A 13,539-nucleotide genomic window follows, 5' to 3' on the forward strand; every position below is an offset into this window, starting at 1 on the left:
AAACCGCAGGCACGGGGGCGGACGGGCGCGAGCCCGTCCGCCCCCGTCGTCCGAGCGGCATCCACGCAAGGCTTGTATCTCGTCAATGTCGCCAGTAGCGGGCAAGGTAGAATGCCCATACCTGACTCGATAACACACAACGGAAACAGAACATGGACTTCAAGAAACTGACTGAGCAACAGCTCGCCGGCAAGCGCGTGCTGATTCGCGTCGACATGAATGTACCGGTCAAGAATGGCGTAATCGGCGACGACACCCGTATCCGCGCGTCGCTGCCGTCCATCCAGTTTGCGCTGGAACATGGCGCTGCCGTCATCCTGATGACCCACCTCGGCCGTCCGACCGAAGGCGATCCGAAGCCGGAAGACAGCCTCGCGCCCGTTGCCGTTCGCCTGTCCGAACTGCTGGGCAAGACCGTCGCCGTCAAGGCCGACTGGCAATCGGGCCTTGCCATCCAGGCCGGCGATGTCGTCATGCTGGAGAACGTCCGCATCAATAAGGGCGAAAAGAAAAACAACGAAGAACTCGGCCGCGCCTACGCCAGCCTGTGCGATATCTTCGTCAACGATGCCTTCGGCACCGCCCACCGCGCCGAAGCATCGACCCACGCCGTCGCCCAGTTCGCTCCCGTCGCCTGCGCCGGCATCCTGCTGGCCGCCGAGCTCGACGCGCTGGGCAAGGCCCTGCGCGAACCGGCCCGTCCGCTGGTCGCCATCGTCGCCGGCTCCAAGGTATCCACCAAGCTGACCATTCTCGAATCCCTGGCCGACAAGGTCGACCAATTGATCGTTGGCGGCGGCATCGCCAACACCTTCCTGCTGGCTGAAGGCCGCCCGATCGGCAAATCGCTGGCCGAAGCCGACCTGGTCGACGAAGCGCGCAAGGTCATCGCCAAGATCCGCGCCCGTGGCGGCAATGTTCCGCTGCCTGTCGACGTGGTAACCGCCACCGAATTCGCCGAAACCGCTGCCGCCACGGCCAAGAACGCCGCCGATGTCGGCCCCGACGACATGATCCTCGATATCGGCCCGCTCGCAAGCGCCGAATTGGCCGCCATCGTGGCCAAGGCCGGCACCGTGGTCTGGAACGGGCCGGTGGGCGTATTCGAATTCGACCAGTTCAGCAAGGGCACCGAAACCCTGGGCCGCGCCATCGCCGACTCCGCCGCCTTCTCGATCGCCGGCGGCGGCGATACGCTGGCGGCCATCGCCAAGTATGGCCTGACCGACCGCATCAGCTATATCTCGACCGGCGGCGGCGCTTTCCTGGAATTCCTGGAAGGCAAAGAACTGCCCGCCGTAGCCATCCTCGAAGCGCGCGCCCGCGCCTGACGGGGGCCGTCGCCGCGCAGGCAGCATTGCCAGCGCGGCGACGCGAGCCTAAAATCATCTCTCCCCCCTTTGTGTCGGAGAGATGCATGCTCTATAAAACCTGGCTGCTTTTTCTCACGACCGTGTTTTTCGTGTCGGCGACACCGGGTCCCAATATGCTATTGGCCATGACTCATGGCATCAATTATGGCGTCAGGCGGACCTGCGCCACCTGTCTGGGCTTGATGTGCGGGCTTTCCCTGATCATGATTGCGTCTGCCGCCGGGCTCGGCGCCTTGCTCGCGACATCTGAAACCCTGTTTTCTGCGGTAAAATACCTGGGCGCCGCCTATCTGGTTTATCTCGGCGTCAAAACCTGGCGCGCGGCGCCGCAATTGCTGCAGCGCAAGGCGGATGCGCGCGGCGCAGCGGACACGCCGGCCAGACGCATGCGCACCGGCTTTCTGGTTGCCATGAGCAACCCCAAGGCTTTCATTTTTTTTACCGCGCTGTTTCCGCAGTTCATGGATGCACACCAGGCGCAGGGACCGCAACTGGCGATCCTGGCACTGACGTTTTTCATAATCGAGACGTCGTGGCAATTCGCCTACGCCAGCGGCGGCGCCCGCCTGGCGGGCTGGCTGAACTCGGCGCGACGACTGAAACTGGTCAACCGGGTTTCCGGCGGCGCATTTATCAGCGCGGGGGTCGTACTTTGGGGCGTATCCCGCCACTGACCCCGCCGTCAGCTTGCAGGCTGCACGCCGCCTTACCGGTTCCACACCACGCCGGGGAGACTGTCCCCGGCTTCACCGGCATAAGCCGTTTAACTCAGGGAGCCCTCGAATCGGCCGGGCTCCCGGTACCCTGACTCGGAGACATTCATGGCACTCGTTTCGATGCGACAGCTACTCGACCACGCAGCTGAATTCGGATATGGCCTGCCGGCCTTCAACGTCAACAATCTGGAGCAGATGCGCGCGATCATGGAAGCGGCCGACAAGGTCGACGCACCCGTCATCGTGCAAGCTTCCGCCGGCGCCCGCAAGTACGCAGGCAATGCCTTCCTGCGCCACTTGATCCTGGCCGCGGTTGAAGAGTTCCCGCATATTCCGCTGGTGATGCACCAGGACCACGGTGCCAGCCCCGATGTATGCCAGCGTGCGATCCAGTCCAATTTCACCTCGGTGATGATGGACGGCTCGCTCATGAGCGATGCCAAAACCCCCGCCGATTATGCTTACAACGTGGGCGTAACGCGTACCGTAGTCAACTTCGCCCATGCCTGCGGCGTTTCGGTCGAAGGCGAGATCGGCTGCCTGGGCTCGCTCGAAACCGGCAAGGCCGGCGAGGAAGACGGCGTAGGCGCCGAAGGGACGCTCGACCACAGCCAGCTGCTGACCGATCCGGAAGAAGCAGCCCGCTTTGTTGCCGAGACGGGCGTCGACGCACTGGCCATCGCCATTGGCACCAGTCATGGCGCCTACAAGTTCAGCCGCAAGCCGACCGGCGATGTATTGCGCATCGATCGCGTCAAGGAAATCCACGCCCGCATCCCCAACACGCATCTGGTGATGCACGGCTCCTCTTCGGTGCCGCAGGAATGGCTGCAAGTCATCAACGCGTTCGGTGGAGAGATTCCGGAGACCTATGGCGTGCCGGTGGAAGAAATCATGGAAGGAATCAAGCACGGCGTGCGCAAGGTCAATATCGATACCGACTTGCGTCTGTGCAGCACCGGGGCCGTACGCCGCTTCCTGGCCAACAACCCATCCGAATTCGATCCGCGCAAATTCCTGATTGCGTCGACCAATGCCATGCGCGAGCTATGCGTCGCCCGTTTCGAAGCTTTCGGTGCCGCAGGGCAGGCCAGCCGCATCAAGCCGATCACGCTCGACGCGATGGCCACGCGCTACGCCAAGGGAGAGCTGGCGCAGATCGTCAAATAATCCTAAGATGGAATCAGGAGGCCCGGGAGCCAAATCCCGGGTCGGCCAGACGGCTCATATTTCAGGGGAGGCCCATCATGATCATAAAATTTGCCATGGTTGCATTCATTCTCGCCACCGGCCTCCTGAAAGCGGCAGCGGTGTTCCGCGTCCGCCATCAAAGACGCTGAAGCCCGAGCCTGAGCAGAACAGATGCCGTCCGGCAACGCGCCGGCGGCATTTTTTTCGCCCGGAATCCTCCCTGGGCCAGCAGCACATGCTTGCGCAGCGCTTGCCGGCACGGCACCGACACGGCATCGGCATGCAAGCGCAAGCAAGCCCGGATGTGATCGCTTCCCTCGGGTATCCCCTGGCACAAGCTGCGGACATCAGGCTTGCACGCCAGCGTCTCCCTGTCCTCGGGTATCGGCACAAGCTCATCTGCCAACGCGGGAAGACCGTATGGCGAGAACACGAGGATGCACAGCGCGGCGGCTATCAGCTGGCGGTTCATGGCAAGCGTCCTTGGCGGGATGGTCGGTACCTTCATCCGCTAAAAATAGGCGATGCCCATGCGCGACAACGTGTCCAAGAGGACAGTTGCCGCGTCGTCAGAACCGGATTATGCGCCTGAGGCGGGGAATGGCAGGGACGGGCAGGGTCCAGGGCAGGGTATGGCTGCCACTGGACCGCAACCCGCTTATGTCCGCTCGCGGCGCGCGCGCACGGCAGCCGCCAGATCGTGCAGCAAGGCTGCGGTATCGTCCCAGCCTATGCACCCGTCTGTGATGCTCTGGCCGTAAACCAGTTCGCATCCGGGCTTGAGGTCCTGCCGGCCGCCCTGCAAGTGACTTTCGACCATCACCCCGAAGACGGGACTGTCGCCGCTCGCCAGTTGCGCCGCCACGTCGGCCCCGACTTCCATCTGACGACGGTAATCCTTGCGACTGTTGGCATGGCTGAAATCGACCATCACCTTGGGCGGCAGTCCGACCGCGGCCAGCTCGGCCGCCGCGGCCTTGACGTGCGCAGCCGAGTAGTTCGGTTCCTTGCCACCGCGCAGGATGGCATGGCAATCCGGATTGCCGCCCGTGGAAACGATAGCGGAGTGCCCGGTCTTGGTCACCGACAGAAAATGGTGTGGCTGCCCGGCCGCGCGGATCGCGTCGATAGCGATGCGCAGATTGCCGTCGGTGCCGTTCTTGAAACCGACCGGGCAGGACAGGCCCGAAGAAAGCTCGCGGTGCACCTGCGATTCTGTGGTGCGCGCGCCGATCGCCCCCCAGGAAATCAGGTCGGCGATGTATTGCGGGGTGATCATGTCGAGAAATTCGGTGGCCGCCGGCACCCCGCGGTTATTCAACGTCAGCAACAGCCGGCGCGCCATGCGAAGCCCGGTATTGATGTCGAAGGACTCGTCCAGATGCGGGTCGTTGATCAGACCCTTCCAGCCCACCGTGGTACGCGGTTTCTCGAAATAAACCCGCATCACCACGACCAGATCCTGCGCGAGCTCATCGCGCAGGGCTTTCAGTCGTTCGCCATATTCCAGCGCCGCATCGAGATCGTGAATGGAACAGGGCCCAACCACCACCAGCAGTCTGTCGTCTTCGCCGTGCAACAAGGCGGCGATCTCGCGCCGGGTCGAAAAAATCAGCTCGGAAGCCTGGTCGCTGATCGGTAATTCGTACAGGTGCGCGATCGGAGGCAGTAATTCCTTGATTTCACGAATTCTGACGTCGTCGGTCTGCCGCTGCATGGTAATCCTTTGTCGATATTGATTTGATTACCCAAGATACCCTCAATGCACGCGTATCGACAAGCCCGAACCGGGAGCAAAAAAACAGGCTCACGGCAATAATGCCGCAAGCCTGTTTCCGACTTCGCCCCCCGCAGGGAGCGAACCCCGCCGACGCCGGCCTGCTTGCGGCCGCTGTCGACTGGACGTAGCCCCGATATCAATCGGCGTACTGTCGCTTCATTCGTTCTCGCCGTTCCTGAGCTTCGACAGACAGCGTCGCTGTCGGGCGGGCAATCAGACGTTTCAGACCAATGGGTTCGCCGGTGTCTTCACAGAAACCGTAGGAACCGTCTTCGATCTGACGCAAGGAGGCCTGGATCTTCTGCAATAGCTTGCGCTCGCGGTCGCGCGTGCGCAGTTCCAGGGCGTATTCCTCTTCGAGCGTTGCACGATCCGCTGGATCAGGCGTTGCCTCCTGCTCTTGCAGGTGGTTGGCAGTCGCGCTGGCATTGATCAGCAACTCTTGCTGCATTTGCAGCAACCGCTCTTTGTAGAACTCAAGGTGGTCGGCGTTCATGTAATCATCGCCTTCCCAGCCCAGTACATCTTGTTCGGTCAGCTTGGCCATAATTGTTGCTTCCAGCATAGAGTTGGCAAACAGGCTCAGAAGATTACCTTTGGCATGGCCTTTGTGCAACTGTATCGCGCAGAGTCTTCTCGCGCTTTACGCTTACTGACACCTTATATAGTGTCAATACCGTTGCGCTACAAGAGCTTTGACGAAATTCTCCCGCTCCGTCCGCTGCGATGAACACAAAAACGCCGCCCGGACCGAAGGCCGGACGGCGTTGCAGTGCCGGTCAAACGCCTATTTCTGCGCGAGAACCCATTTGACCAGCGTCTTGATGTCGGCGTCGCTGACTGCGCTGTTCGCCGGCATCGGAATCGGGCCCCATACCCCGCTGCCGCCGTTCTTCACCTTGGTGAACAATTTGGCTGCCGCGCCCTTGTCACCCGCATACTTCTTGGCGACGTCCTTGTAAGCCGGACCGACCACTTTGTTGGCAACAGAATGACAGGACAGGCAATTATTCTTTTGAGCAAGCTGCAAACCTGCGTCGGCCATGGCCGGGGCGGCCAGAATACCAAGACACAAGGCCAATTCCACCGTGCGTTTCACCATTATCATCTCCTTGTTTATTACTCAAGCATATTGCCATAACCGCAGGACGTGTGCGCACGCTCCACGCGTTCTATAGCGCCAATTTGAGTTGCATCAAAAAGCTGGCCTCAAGCATGCGGACAGGAAGCATCAAAATCACATTGATGATCAGAAACAGGATCAACGGCGACAGATCGACCCCCCCGATACGCGCCCGGCTGAAAGGTCGCAGATAGGGACGGGTGAGACTGTCCAGAATCGGAGCCAGAGGATTGTACGGGTTTATCCAGCTCATGACCGCTTGCACGATGACAGCCCCCATGACTAGATATAGCGATTGCTTGAACAAATACAACACAGCGAGCAGCACCAGGGCCACCCAGGTTTCCGGTGCGGTAAAGCTATACAGCGGATTGAGCGACAAAATCAAGGCGCCGGACACAAAACCGACCGCCCAGGCCAAGGCCAGGGTAGCGGTGTCGTATCCGCGGAAGCTATGGATAAACCGGCGCAAGGGCAGAACGGCAAAATTGGTTACCGCCATCACGAATTGACACAGCGGATGTTTGAACGGAGCGTGTGCCACTTGCAGATAAAACCGCAACAGCAACACCAGCACAAACAGATCGGATAAGGTCCGGATCAGAAATTGCAGCGTTTCGACAAACATATCAATCCTGACTCAGTTGTTGGCCGAGCTCGACCGAGCGGGCCCGGCAATCCATGGCGCCGGCCACGATGGCCTGTTTGACGCCTTCTTCTTCGAAACGCAGGATCGCACGCTCGGTGGTCCCACCCTTGGACATCACATTCTGGCGCAGCTGCGCAACCTCCAGCTCCGAGTCGCGTGCCAGTGCCACTGCGCCCTCGAAGGTCGAGAGCACCAGTTCGCGCGCCACACCGGCGTCGAACCCGACATCGCGCGCCGCCGCTATCATGGATTCGATGAAGTAGAAGACATAGGCGGGCCCGCTGCCTGAAATGGCAGTGATATCATCGATCCCGCTCTCATCCTCCAGCCGGTGAACCGTCCCCACCGAGCGCATCACGGTCGCGGCGATTTCGACGTCGCTGGCAGCCAGCGCCGCCGGCGCGAACACGCCACTGACGCCACGCGCCAGCAGAGCCGGGGTATTCGGCATCACGCGCACGATACGTTCCGTGCCGAGCCACCGTGCGAGCGCCTCGAAGCGGATGCCGGCGGCGATGGAAATCACCAGCGCGCCATCGAGCCGATCAGCCAGCGCCAGGCAGATTTCTTTCAGCTGCTGCGGTTTGACAGCCAGCACCACCACCTTGTCTGCGCCGAAACGGTCGGGCAGGGCCGGGCCGGCTTCCAACCCGAAGCGCCTGGCCAGTTCGGCACACTTGCCGGTATCGGGCTCGACCACTGTCAGGCGGTGCCCCCCGACTCGCACCAGGCCACTGATGATGGCGCCAGCCATATTGCCACCGCCGATAAATGTAATCAGCATTATTTCTCCTTCGCTTAGGGGTAGTGTCGCAGACCGAAAATGGCACTGCCCACCCGAACCATGGTCGACCCCGCCTGTACGGCGCACTCGAGATCGCCCGACATGCCCATGGACAGGGTATCCAGCTCGAGCCCTTGCGCTCTCAACGTCGCGAACAACTCTACCAGGCGGGCGAACTGGCCCGCGAGGCGGTCCCGGTCATCCGTCGCCTCGGGTATGCACATCAACCCGCGCAAACGCAGATTGGGCAGGACGTCCAGCTCATGCGCCAGCTTGACGGCCTCTTCGAAGCGACAGCCGCTCTTGCTGCCCTCTCCCGACACATTGACCTGCAGGCAGATATTGAGCGGTGGCAGCCCGGTCGGGCGTTGCACCGAGAGCCGCTCTCCTATCTTGAAGCGGTCGACCGAATGAACCCAGTGCGCCGTCTCGGCGACGATACGCGTCTTGTTCGACTGCAGCGGACCGATAAAATGCCATTCGATATCGAGATCGGCCAGAGCGGAAGCCTTGGCCCCGAATTCTTGCACATAGTTCTCGCCAAACGCGCGCTGACCCGCTGTGCGGGCCGCGCGCAAGGCGTCGGCTGGAAACGTTTTACTGACGGCAAGCAAGCTGACCGACTCCGGCGACCGGCCGGCGGCACGGGCCGCGGTATCTATACGCGACCGCACCGCATCCAGCGCGGCGGAGATTGCATCTGGCATGTTGACCCCCTGAATGTTGCCTCGCCCAATTCTACCCCTCCATCTTTACAGAGAGCGGGATGACTTTTTAATGTAGGGACAGAGAGCTAACGATGGAACGATTATAAATGCAAATCGATGAACTCTTGGCACTTGCCATCGACAGACGGGCGTCGGATCTGCATTTATCGAGCGGGCACCCTCCGCTGCTGCGCATCGACGGCGAGCTGCGTGCCGTAAACCGGCCCCCCCTCGCGGCCTCCGACCTCGATACCCTGCTCGCCGGCATGCTCGATGCTCAACGCCATCGACGGCTGCTTCGGGGGCTGGGCTGCGATTTCTGCATAGCGCGCGCGAGCGGCGAACGCTTCCGCGCGAGCGCTTTTCTGCAGCATCGCGGAGTGGCGCTCGCGCTGCGGCCGATACCCGTGCACATCCCCGAGCTCGAAACGCTGCATAGCCAGCGTGCACTCTATGCCATCACGGCCTTGCGCTGGGGCCTGGTCGTATTGTGCGGCGCGACCGGATGCGGCAAATCAACCACGATGGCCGCCTTGATCAACCACATCAATCACCGGCACCGGCTGCATGTGCTGATGTTCGAAGATCCGATCGAATTTCTGCATCAGAGCGATTGCAGTCTGATTCAGCAGTGCATTCTGCCGCCTGGGCACGAAGCCAGGGTTTTGCGGGGCGCGTTGCGCGCCGATCCCGACATACTGGTGATAGGCGAGATGCGCGATGCGGCGACCATACGCCTTGCCTTGAGCGCCGCCCGCACCGGCCACCTCGTTCTCGCCACCTTGCATGCCACCAGTGCCGCTCAAGCCGTCGAAAGGCTGGAGGACGCGTTTCCGGCACAGGAAAAGGACAGCGCCAGAAGCGCCTTGTCCGAATCCCTGCGGGCTATCGTCGCTCAGCGCCTGATCCGGCGGGCTGATGGCCGCGGGCGCATCGCACTGCGAGAAATACTGATCGCGACCCCGGCCGTCTCCCGTTTGATACGGGAGCGCAAATCCGCCCAGCTGGAACACGTCATGCAGACTGGCGATCACTACGGCATGACGACCTATGCACAGTCGTTGCGCGCCCTGATTGCCAGCGGCGCCGTTGCCGCCTCGACCCCTGCCTAGAAACGGCCGCGCCTGTTTCACGTGAAACAGGCGCGGCGGGAAACGGCTTTCAGCCCGGGATTCAGCTCATGGGCGTCAGCAACTGGCGCAGAAATTGACGGGCGCGATCATGTTGCGGGTCGAGGAAGAACGCTTCGGGCTCCGCCTGTTCGAGAATACGGCCATGGTCGATGAACACGACTCTATCGGCCACCTCGCGCGCAAAGCCCATCTCGTGCGTAACTACCATCATGGTCATGCCGGATTCGGCCAGATCCTTCATCACCTTCAGGACTTCGCCAATCATTTCCGGGTCGAGGGCCGATGTCGGTTCATCGAACAGCATGACTTTCGGTTCCATCGCCAGGCCGCGCGCAATCGCCACCCGCTGCTGCTGCCCGCCGGACAACTGGGCGGGAAAGGCATCGCGTTTGTCGGCCAGGCCGACACGCTCAAGCAAGGCTTCCGCCCGCGCCTCTGCCTGGAGCCGGTCAAGTTTGCGCACATGGATAGGCGACAAGGTGATGTTGTCCAGCACCGACAAATGCGGATAAAGATTGAAATGCTGAAATACGAAGCCGACATCGGCCCGCAACGCATTGAGATCGGTGCCAGGATCGGCAACATTCTTGCCGTCAACCCAGATCTCGCCCCGATCGATGCTTTCCAGCTGGTTTACGGTGCGGATCAAAGTCGATTTACCCGAACCGGATGGACCGCATACAACGACCACCTCCCCTGCAGCGACGTGCAGGTCGATATCGTTCAAGACGTGCAAGTCCTTGAACCATTTATTGACGTTGATAAATCGTATCATGGCTATCGCTTATTCTTTGGCGTCGATGTAATTGGCCATGGCAACATACTGCGCCACCGCCAGGTTTTCCGGGCGCAGGCCCGGGTCAATGCCAAGGTCCGCAAAGGCGCGGTCATCGACAATGCCTTTCAGATTATTGCGCAGGGTCTTGCGTCGTTGCGAGAACGCTTGCAATACCAGTTTCTCCAGCCCGGCCTCGTCACGCGCCACACCGCAGCGGCCCGGGCAGGGGATCATGCGCACGACCGCCGATTCGACCTTGGGCGGCGGCCAGAACGCTTCCGGCGGAACGGCCAGTATGGTCTCCATTTCGAAGCGATATTGCAACATCACGCTCAGCCGACCGTAATCCGAGGTAGACGGTTCTGCCACCATACGTTCGACCACTTCTTTTTGCAGCATGAAATGCATGTCGACGACCCGGGAGCCAAACGTCGCCAGGTGGAAAAGCAAAGGCGTAGAAATATTGTAGGGCAGGTTGCCCACGATCTTCAGCGGCGTGCCCAGGGTGGTGAAATCGAAGGCCAGCGCATCGCCCTCGTGGATGACGAGCCGATCCGCGGGAAACTCCTTGCTCAACCGCGCGATGATGTCGCGGTCGATTTCCACCACATGCAGGCGATCGAGGCGCGCCAGCAAGGGGCGCGTCAAAGCGCCCAGTCCAGGGCCGATTTCGACAACGATCGCCTCGCGCGCAGGATCGACAGCCTGCACGATGGACTCGATCACATGGTTATCCTGCAAAAAGTTTTGCCCGAAGCGTTTGCGCGGGATATGTTGATTCATAACTCTCTATTCAGTTGCGGCCGGGACACCCGGTCCGGAAGACGGCATCAATCGAAGCTGAACGGCTCGGCCGCGGCCACGCTGACCAGTCGCGCGAGCGAGACGAACAACTCGCTACCATCGCGGGTATTGATCCAATTGTGGGCAGCATCTTGGGCATAATGGAAACCGCCACTCTTGGCGGCGACCCAAATTTCCCTGTTCGGCAAATGGCGATTGACGATGATCTTGCCGCCATCGGCGAATTCGAGTTCCAGAACACCGCCATTCTGCTGGTAGTCGACATCGATCTGCGCCTCGTCGAGAGCGGTCTGGATTTTTTCCAGTACCGCGTCGCTTGCATCGAGAAACTCAGTTTCGTTCATTTTTCTCTCCATCTGGGCTGTGCGGGTGTCCGCGCGGGCTCAGCTTTGCTAGTATCGGAATTTTGCCACATCGGACGCCTCCGTATGCGAAAGCTGATTGCAATACTGGCCAGCGTAATGCTGGTTACCGCCTGCGGCTTCAAAGGGCCGCTATATCTGCCGAACAGCAAGCCGGCTCACAAGCACGCCTCTTCCGACACCAGTGCGCCCGCCTCCAAGAAGAACGCCAGCGCGCCCGCAACACAAGGCGGTTCAACCCTGCCGTGACTTCCATGCACTATCGCGGCGATGTCGCGGGCCCGACATCGTCCACATCGCCGGACATCGCGCAAGAAGGCGGCCACGAAGGCGCTCGATCGCGAACGGGCGCCCTCGTCGTGCGCGAACTCGATCTGTCCGACCCGGCCGAGCAGCGCCTGCTCGTCGAGTTGACCGACCTTTACGCGCGCGACGCGATGGGTGCAGGCCGAGGCCTGGAGCAAGAGGTTAAACTCAAGCTTGGCGCCGCGGTCGCCCGCCACCCGACCACCTTCGCCTACGTGGCCGAAGAAGATGGCATCCCCCTTGGCCATGCCTTGTGCTTTCTCGGTTTTTCCAGCTTCTACGCACAAACGACGGTCAATATCCACGACCTCTCGGTCGTTGCCGGCGCGCGCGGCAAAGGAATCGGCCACCTGCTACTGCAGGCGGTCGAGTCTGCCGCACGCAAGCACGATTGCGCAAAATTATTACTCGAAGTGCGCGACGACAATGCCATCGCACGCCATTTGTACTCCAGTGCCGGTTTTCATCCCTACCGTTGCGGGCACGCCAGCTATCTGGCGATGGAAAAACGGATCATCTGACCCGTTTTTCCCTTCATCAGCCTGCCGCCACCAGCGCGAATGCCTTCTTCGCCGCCGCGACGGTCGCATCGATCAGCGCATCGTCATGCGCAATCGATACGAAACCCGCTTCGAATGCCGACGGCGCCAGGTAGATTCCCTGGTCGAGCATGGCGTGGAAAAAACGCCTGAATGACTGCGCATCGCACTGCTGCATCTCGCTGAAACGCTGCGGCACTCCCGCCCGGAAGTACAAGCCGAACATCCCGCCGACACTGTCGGCACACGCCGCCACGCCGGCGTCGGCGGCAGCCTGCGTCAATCCGGAACACAGCCGCGCCGTTTGCCGACTCAAGCGGGCATGGAAGCCGGGTTCGGCAATCAGCGCCAACGTCGCCAGGCCAGCTGCCACCGCGACCGGGTTCCCCGACAGGGTTCCGGCCTGATAGACCGGCCCCAGCGGGGCGATGCATGCCATGATGTCGGCCCGCCCGCCGAAGGCGGCCATCGGCATGCCTCCCCCGATGACCTTGCCCAGCGTTGTGAGATCGGGTCTGACTCCGTGCAAGCCTTGGGCGCATGCCAGATCGACGCGGAATCCGGTCATCACCTCGTCGTAGATCAGCACGCTGCCGTGCTTCTCTGTGACGGCACGCAGTGCCTGCACGAACTCGGGGGTCGGTTTGACCAGATTCATATTGCCGGCGAAAGGCTCGACGATGACGCAGGCAATCGTATCGCCCAAGCGGGCGAACGTCTGTTCCAGCTGTTCGACATTGTTGTATTCCAACACCAGCGTATGGCGCGTGAAATCGGCGGGCACCCCGCCCGACGATGGCGTTCCGAAGGTCAGCAGGCCAGAGCCCGCCTTCACCAGCAGGCTGTCGGAATGCCCGTGGTAGCACCCCTCGAATTTGACGATGGCGTCGCGGGCGGTAAATCCACGCGCCAGGCGAATGGCGCTCATGGTCGCCTCGGTTCCCGACGACACCAAGCGCACTTGCTCGAGCGAGGGCAGCAGCGAGCACAGCCGCTCGGCCAGCTCGACCTCGCCCTCGGTCGGTGCGCCGAAGGACAGCCCGCCGACTGCAGCATCGTGTACCGCTTCGATCACGGCCGGGTGGGCATGCCCTAGGATTGCCGGTCCCCACGATCCGACATAATCGATGAATTCACGCCCATCGGCATCCCATACGCGCGCGCCGAGAGCGCGGGCAATGAACCGCGGCGTGCCGCCGACCGATCCGAACGCCCGTACTGGCGAGTTCACGCCGCCGGGGATGAATTTCTTCGCTCGTTCAAACAATTCCTGATTGCGCGACATGATTGTTCC

Annotated in this window: 17 protein-coding genes; 6 read left to right on the top strand and 11 right to left on the bottom strand. The window is 61.4% G+C overall.

Annotated elements, in window-relative coordinates; translation table 11 throughout:
* Window positions 1–152: 152 nt before the first annotated feature.
* From G520_RS0107030 to fba, 3 genes are all read left to right on the top strand, one after another.
* A complete protein-coding gene (locus tag G520_RS0107030) occupies window positions 153–1,331 on the top strand; it encodes a phosphoglycerate kinase (RefSeq protein ID WP_028535033.1) in 1,179 nt (392 codons plus the stop codon).
* 86 nt (window positions 1,332–1,417) lie between these two features.
* Window positions 1,418–2,047, top strand: coding sequence for a LysE family translocator (locus G520_RS0107035; RefSeq protein WP_028535034.1), 630 nt, complete (start codon window positions 1,418–1,420; stop codon window positions 2,045–2,047).
* Window positions 2,048–2,194: 147 nt separating this feature from the next.
* Complete coding sequence (gene fba / locus G520_RS0107040; protein WP_028535035.1) at window positions 2,195–3,259, top strand: class II fructose-bisphosphate aldolase; 1,065 nt, start codon at window positions 2,195–2,197, stop codon at window positions 3,257–3,259.
* 157 nt (window positions 3,260–3,416) lie between these two features.
* Here fba and G520_RS21930 read toward each other — a convergent pair whose 3' ends face one another.
* From G520_RS21930 to G520_RS0107075, 7 genes are all read right to left on the bottom strand, one after another.
* Window positions 3,417–3,752 (bottom strand): hypothetical protein, encoded by a 336-nt coding sequence (locus tag G520_RS21930; RefSeq protein ID WP_036665606.1) that lies wholly within the window; start codon window positions 3,750–3,752, stop codon window positions 3,417–3,419.
* Between the two features lie 186 nt (window positions 3,753–3,938).
* Window positions 3,939–4,997, bottom strand: a complete 1,059-nt coding sequence (gene aroG / locus G520_RS0107050) for a 3-deoxy-7-phosphoheptulonate synthase AroG (RefSeq protein WP_036665608.1) — start codon at window positions 4,995–4,997, stop codon at window positions 3,939–3,941.
* A gap of 199 nt (window positions 4,998–5,196) precedes the next feature.
* The gene (gene dksA / locus G520_RS0107055) at window positions 5,197–5,607 is read right to left on the bottom strand and encodes an RNA polymerase-binding protein DksA (RefSeq protein WP_028535037.1); all 411 of its coding nucleotides are present in this window, start codon (window positions 5,605–5,607) and stop codon (window positions 5,197–5,199) included.
* Window positions 5,608–5,847: 240 nt separating this feature from the next.
* Window positions 5,848–6,162, bottom strand: a complete 315-nt coding sequence (locus tag G520_RS0107060; RefSeq protein WP_156876898.1) for a c-type cytochrome — start codon at window positions 6,160–6,162, stop codon at window positions 5,848–5,850.
* Between the two features lie 70 nt (window positions 6,163–6,232).
* Window positions 6,233–6,811: a YggT family protein gene (locus G520_RS0107065; RefSeq protein WP_028535039.1), complete on the bottom strand. Its 579-nt coding sequence runs from the start codon at window positions 6,809–6,811 to the stop codon at window positions 6,233–6,235.
* Window position 6,812: 1 nt separating this feature from the next.
* Window positions 6,813–7,616, bottom strand: coding sequence for a pyrroline-5-carboxylate reductase (proC, locus tag G520_RS0107070; RefSeq protein WP_028535040.1), 804 nt, complete (start codon window positions 7,614–7,616; stop codon window positions 6,813–6,815).
* 14 nt (window positions 7,617–7,630) lie between these two features.
* Window positions 7,631–8,323: a YggS family pyridoxal phosphate-dependent enzyme gene (locus G520_RS0107075; RefSeq protein ID WP_028535041.1), complete on the bottom strand. Its 693-nt coding sequence runs from the start codon at window positions 8,321–8,323 to the stop codon at window positions 7,631–7,633.
* Window positions 8,324–8,430: 107 nt separating this feature from the next.
* On the opposite strand from G520_RS0107075, the gene G520_RS0107080 reads away from it, so the two are divergent.
* Entirely contained in the window at window positions 8,431–9,435 is a 1,005-nt protein-coding gene (locus G520_RS0107080) for a type IV pilus twitching motility protein PilT (protein ID WP_028535042.1), read from the top strand.
* Window positions 9,436–9,496: 61 nt separating this feature from the next.
* On the opposite strand, the gene G520_RS0107085 is transcribed toward G520_RS0107080, so the two are convergent.
* Genes G520_RS0107085 through cyaY form a run of 3 tightly spaced genes read right to left on the bottom strand, consistent with a single transcriptional unit; the run spans window position 9,497 to window position 11,382 of the window.
* Window positions 9,497–10,231 carry an amino acid ABC transporter ATP-binding protein gene (locus tag G520_RS0107085; protein ID WP_028535043.1) on the bottom strand — a complete coding sequence of 245 codons (735 nt, stop codon included), beginning with the start codon at window positions 10,229–10,231 and terminating at the stop codon, window positions 9,497–9,499.
* Window positions 10,232–10,240: 9 nt separating this feature from the next.
* Window positions 10,241–11,017: a 16S rRNA (adenine(1518)-N(6)/adenine(1519)-N(6))-dimethyltransferase RsmA gene (rsmA, locus tag G520_RS0107090; RefSeq protein ID WP_028535044.1), complete on the bottom strand. Its 777-nt coding sequence runs from the start codon at window positions 11,015–11,017 to the stop codon at window positions 10,241–10,243.
* A 47-nt stretch (window positions 11,018–11,064) separates the two neighbouring features.
* Window positions 11,065–11,382: an iron donor protein CyaY gene (gene cyaY, locus G520_RS0107095; protein WP_028535045.1), complete on the bottom strand. Its 318-nt coding sequence runs from the start codon at window positions 11,380–11,382 to the stop codon at window positions 11,065–11,067.
* 84 nt (window positions 11,383–11,466) lie between these two features.
* On the opposite strand from cyaY, the gene lptM reads away from it, so the two are divergent.
* Both lptM and G520_RS0107105 read left to right on the top strand, forming a co-directional pair.
* Window positions 11,467–11,649: an LPS translocon maturation chaperone LptM gene (lptM, locus tag G520_RS21935; RefSeq protein WP_036665613.1), complete on the top strand. Its 183-nt coding sequence runs from the start codon at window positions 11,467–11,469 to the stop codon at window positions 11,647–11,649.
* Between the two features lie 5 nt (window positions 11,650–11,654).
* A complete protein-coding gene (locus tag G520_RS0107105; protein ID WP_084637516.1) occupies window positions 11,655–12,227 on the top strand; it encodes a GNAT family N-acetyltransferase in 573 nt (190 codons plus the stop codon).
* A gap of 16 nt (window positions 12,228–12,243) precedes the next feature.
* On the opposite strand, the gene hemL is transcribed toward G520_RS0107105, so the two are convergent.
* Window positions 12,244–13,530 (bottom strand): glutamate-1-semialdehyde 2,1-aminomutase, encoded by a 1,287-nt coding sequence (hemL, locus tag G520_RS0107110; protein ID WP_028535047.1) that lies wholly within the window; start codon window positions 13,528–13,530, stop codon window positions 12,244–12,246.
* Window positions 13,531–13,539: the final 9 nt, after the last annotated feature.

This window comes from Paludibacterium yongneupense DSM 18731 (assembly GCF_000422925.1).
GTDB lineage: Bacteria > Pseudomonadota > Gammaproteobacteria > Burkholderiales > Chromobacteriaceae > Paludibacterium > Paludibacterium yongneupense.

Bases quoted from the DNA above. Each gene is read 5' to 3' on its own strand.
- cyaY (WP_028535045.1), bottom strand. From the start codon at position 11,382: ATGAACGAAACTGAGTTTCTCGATGCAAGCGACGCGGTACTGGAAAAA.
- G520_RS0107080 (WP_028535042.1), top strand. From the start codon at position 8,431: ATGCAAATCGATGAACTCTTGGCACTTGCCATCGACAGACGGGCGTCG.
- aroG (WP_036665608.1), bottom strand. From the start codon at position 4,997: ATGCAGCGGCAGACCGACGACGTCAGAATTCGTGAAATCAAGGAATTA.
- G520_RS0107060 (WP_156876898.1), bottom strand. From the start codon at position 6,162: ATGGTGAAACGCACGGTGGAATTGGCCTTGTGTCTTGGTATTCTGGCC.
- lptM (WP_036665613.1), top strand. From the start codon at position 11,467: ATGCGAAAGCTGATTGCAATACTGGCCAGCGTAATGCTGGTTACCGCC.
- G520_RS21930 (WP_036665606.1), bottom strand. From the start codon at position 3,752: ATGAACCGCCAGCTGATAGCCGCCGCGCTGTGCATCCTCGTGTTCTCG.
- G520_RS0107105 (WP_084637516.1), top strand. From the start codon at position 11,655: ATGCACTATCGCGGCGATGTCGCGGGCCCGACATCGTCCACATCGCCG.
- rsmA (WP_028535044.1), bottom strand. From the start codon at position 11,017: ATGAATCAACATATCCCGCGCAAACGCTTCGGGCAAAACTTTTTGCAG.
- fba (WP_028535035.1), top strand. From the start codon at position 2,195: ATGGCACTCGTTTCGATGCGACAGCTACTCGACCACGCAGCTGAATTC.
- G520_RS0107065 (WP_028535039.1), bottom strand. From the start codon at position 6,811: ATGTTTGTCGAAACGCTGCAATTTCTGATCCGGACCTTATCCGATCTG.
- G520_RS0107085 (WP_028535043.1), bottom strand. From the start codon at position 10,231: ATGATACGATTTATCAACGTCAATAAATGGTTCAAGGACTTGCACGTC.
- hemL (WP_028535047.1), bottom strand. From the start codon at position 13,530: ATGTCGCGCAATCAGGAATTGTTTGAACGAGCGAAGAAATTCATCCCC.
- G520_RS0107035 (WP_028535034.1), top strand. From the start codon at position 1,418: ATGCTCTATAAAACCTGGCTGCTTTTTCTCACGACCGTGTTTTTCGTG.
- dksA (WP_028535037.1), bottom strand. From the start codon at position 5,607: ATGGCCAAGCTGACCGAACAAGATGTACTGGGCTGGGAAGGCGATGAT.
- G520_RS0107030 (WP_028535033.1), top strand. From the start codon at position 153: ATGGACTTCAAGAAACTGACTGAGCAACAGCTCGCCGGCAAGCGCGTG.
- G520_RS0107075 (WP_028535041.1), bottom strand. From the start codon at position 8,323: ATGCCAGATGCAATCTCCGCCGCGCTGGATGCGGTGCGGTCGCGTATA.
- proC (WP_028535040.1), bottom strand. From the start codon at position 7,616: ATGCTGATTACATTTATCGGCGGTGGCAATATGGCTGGCGCCATCATC.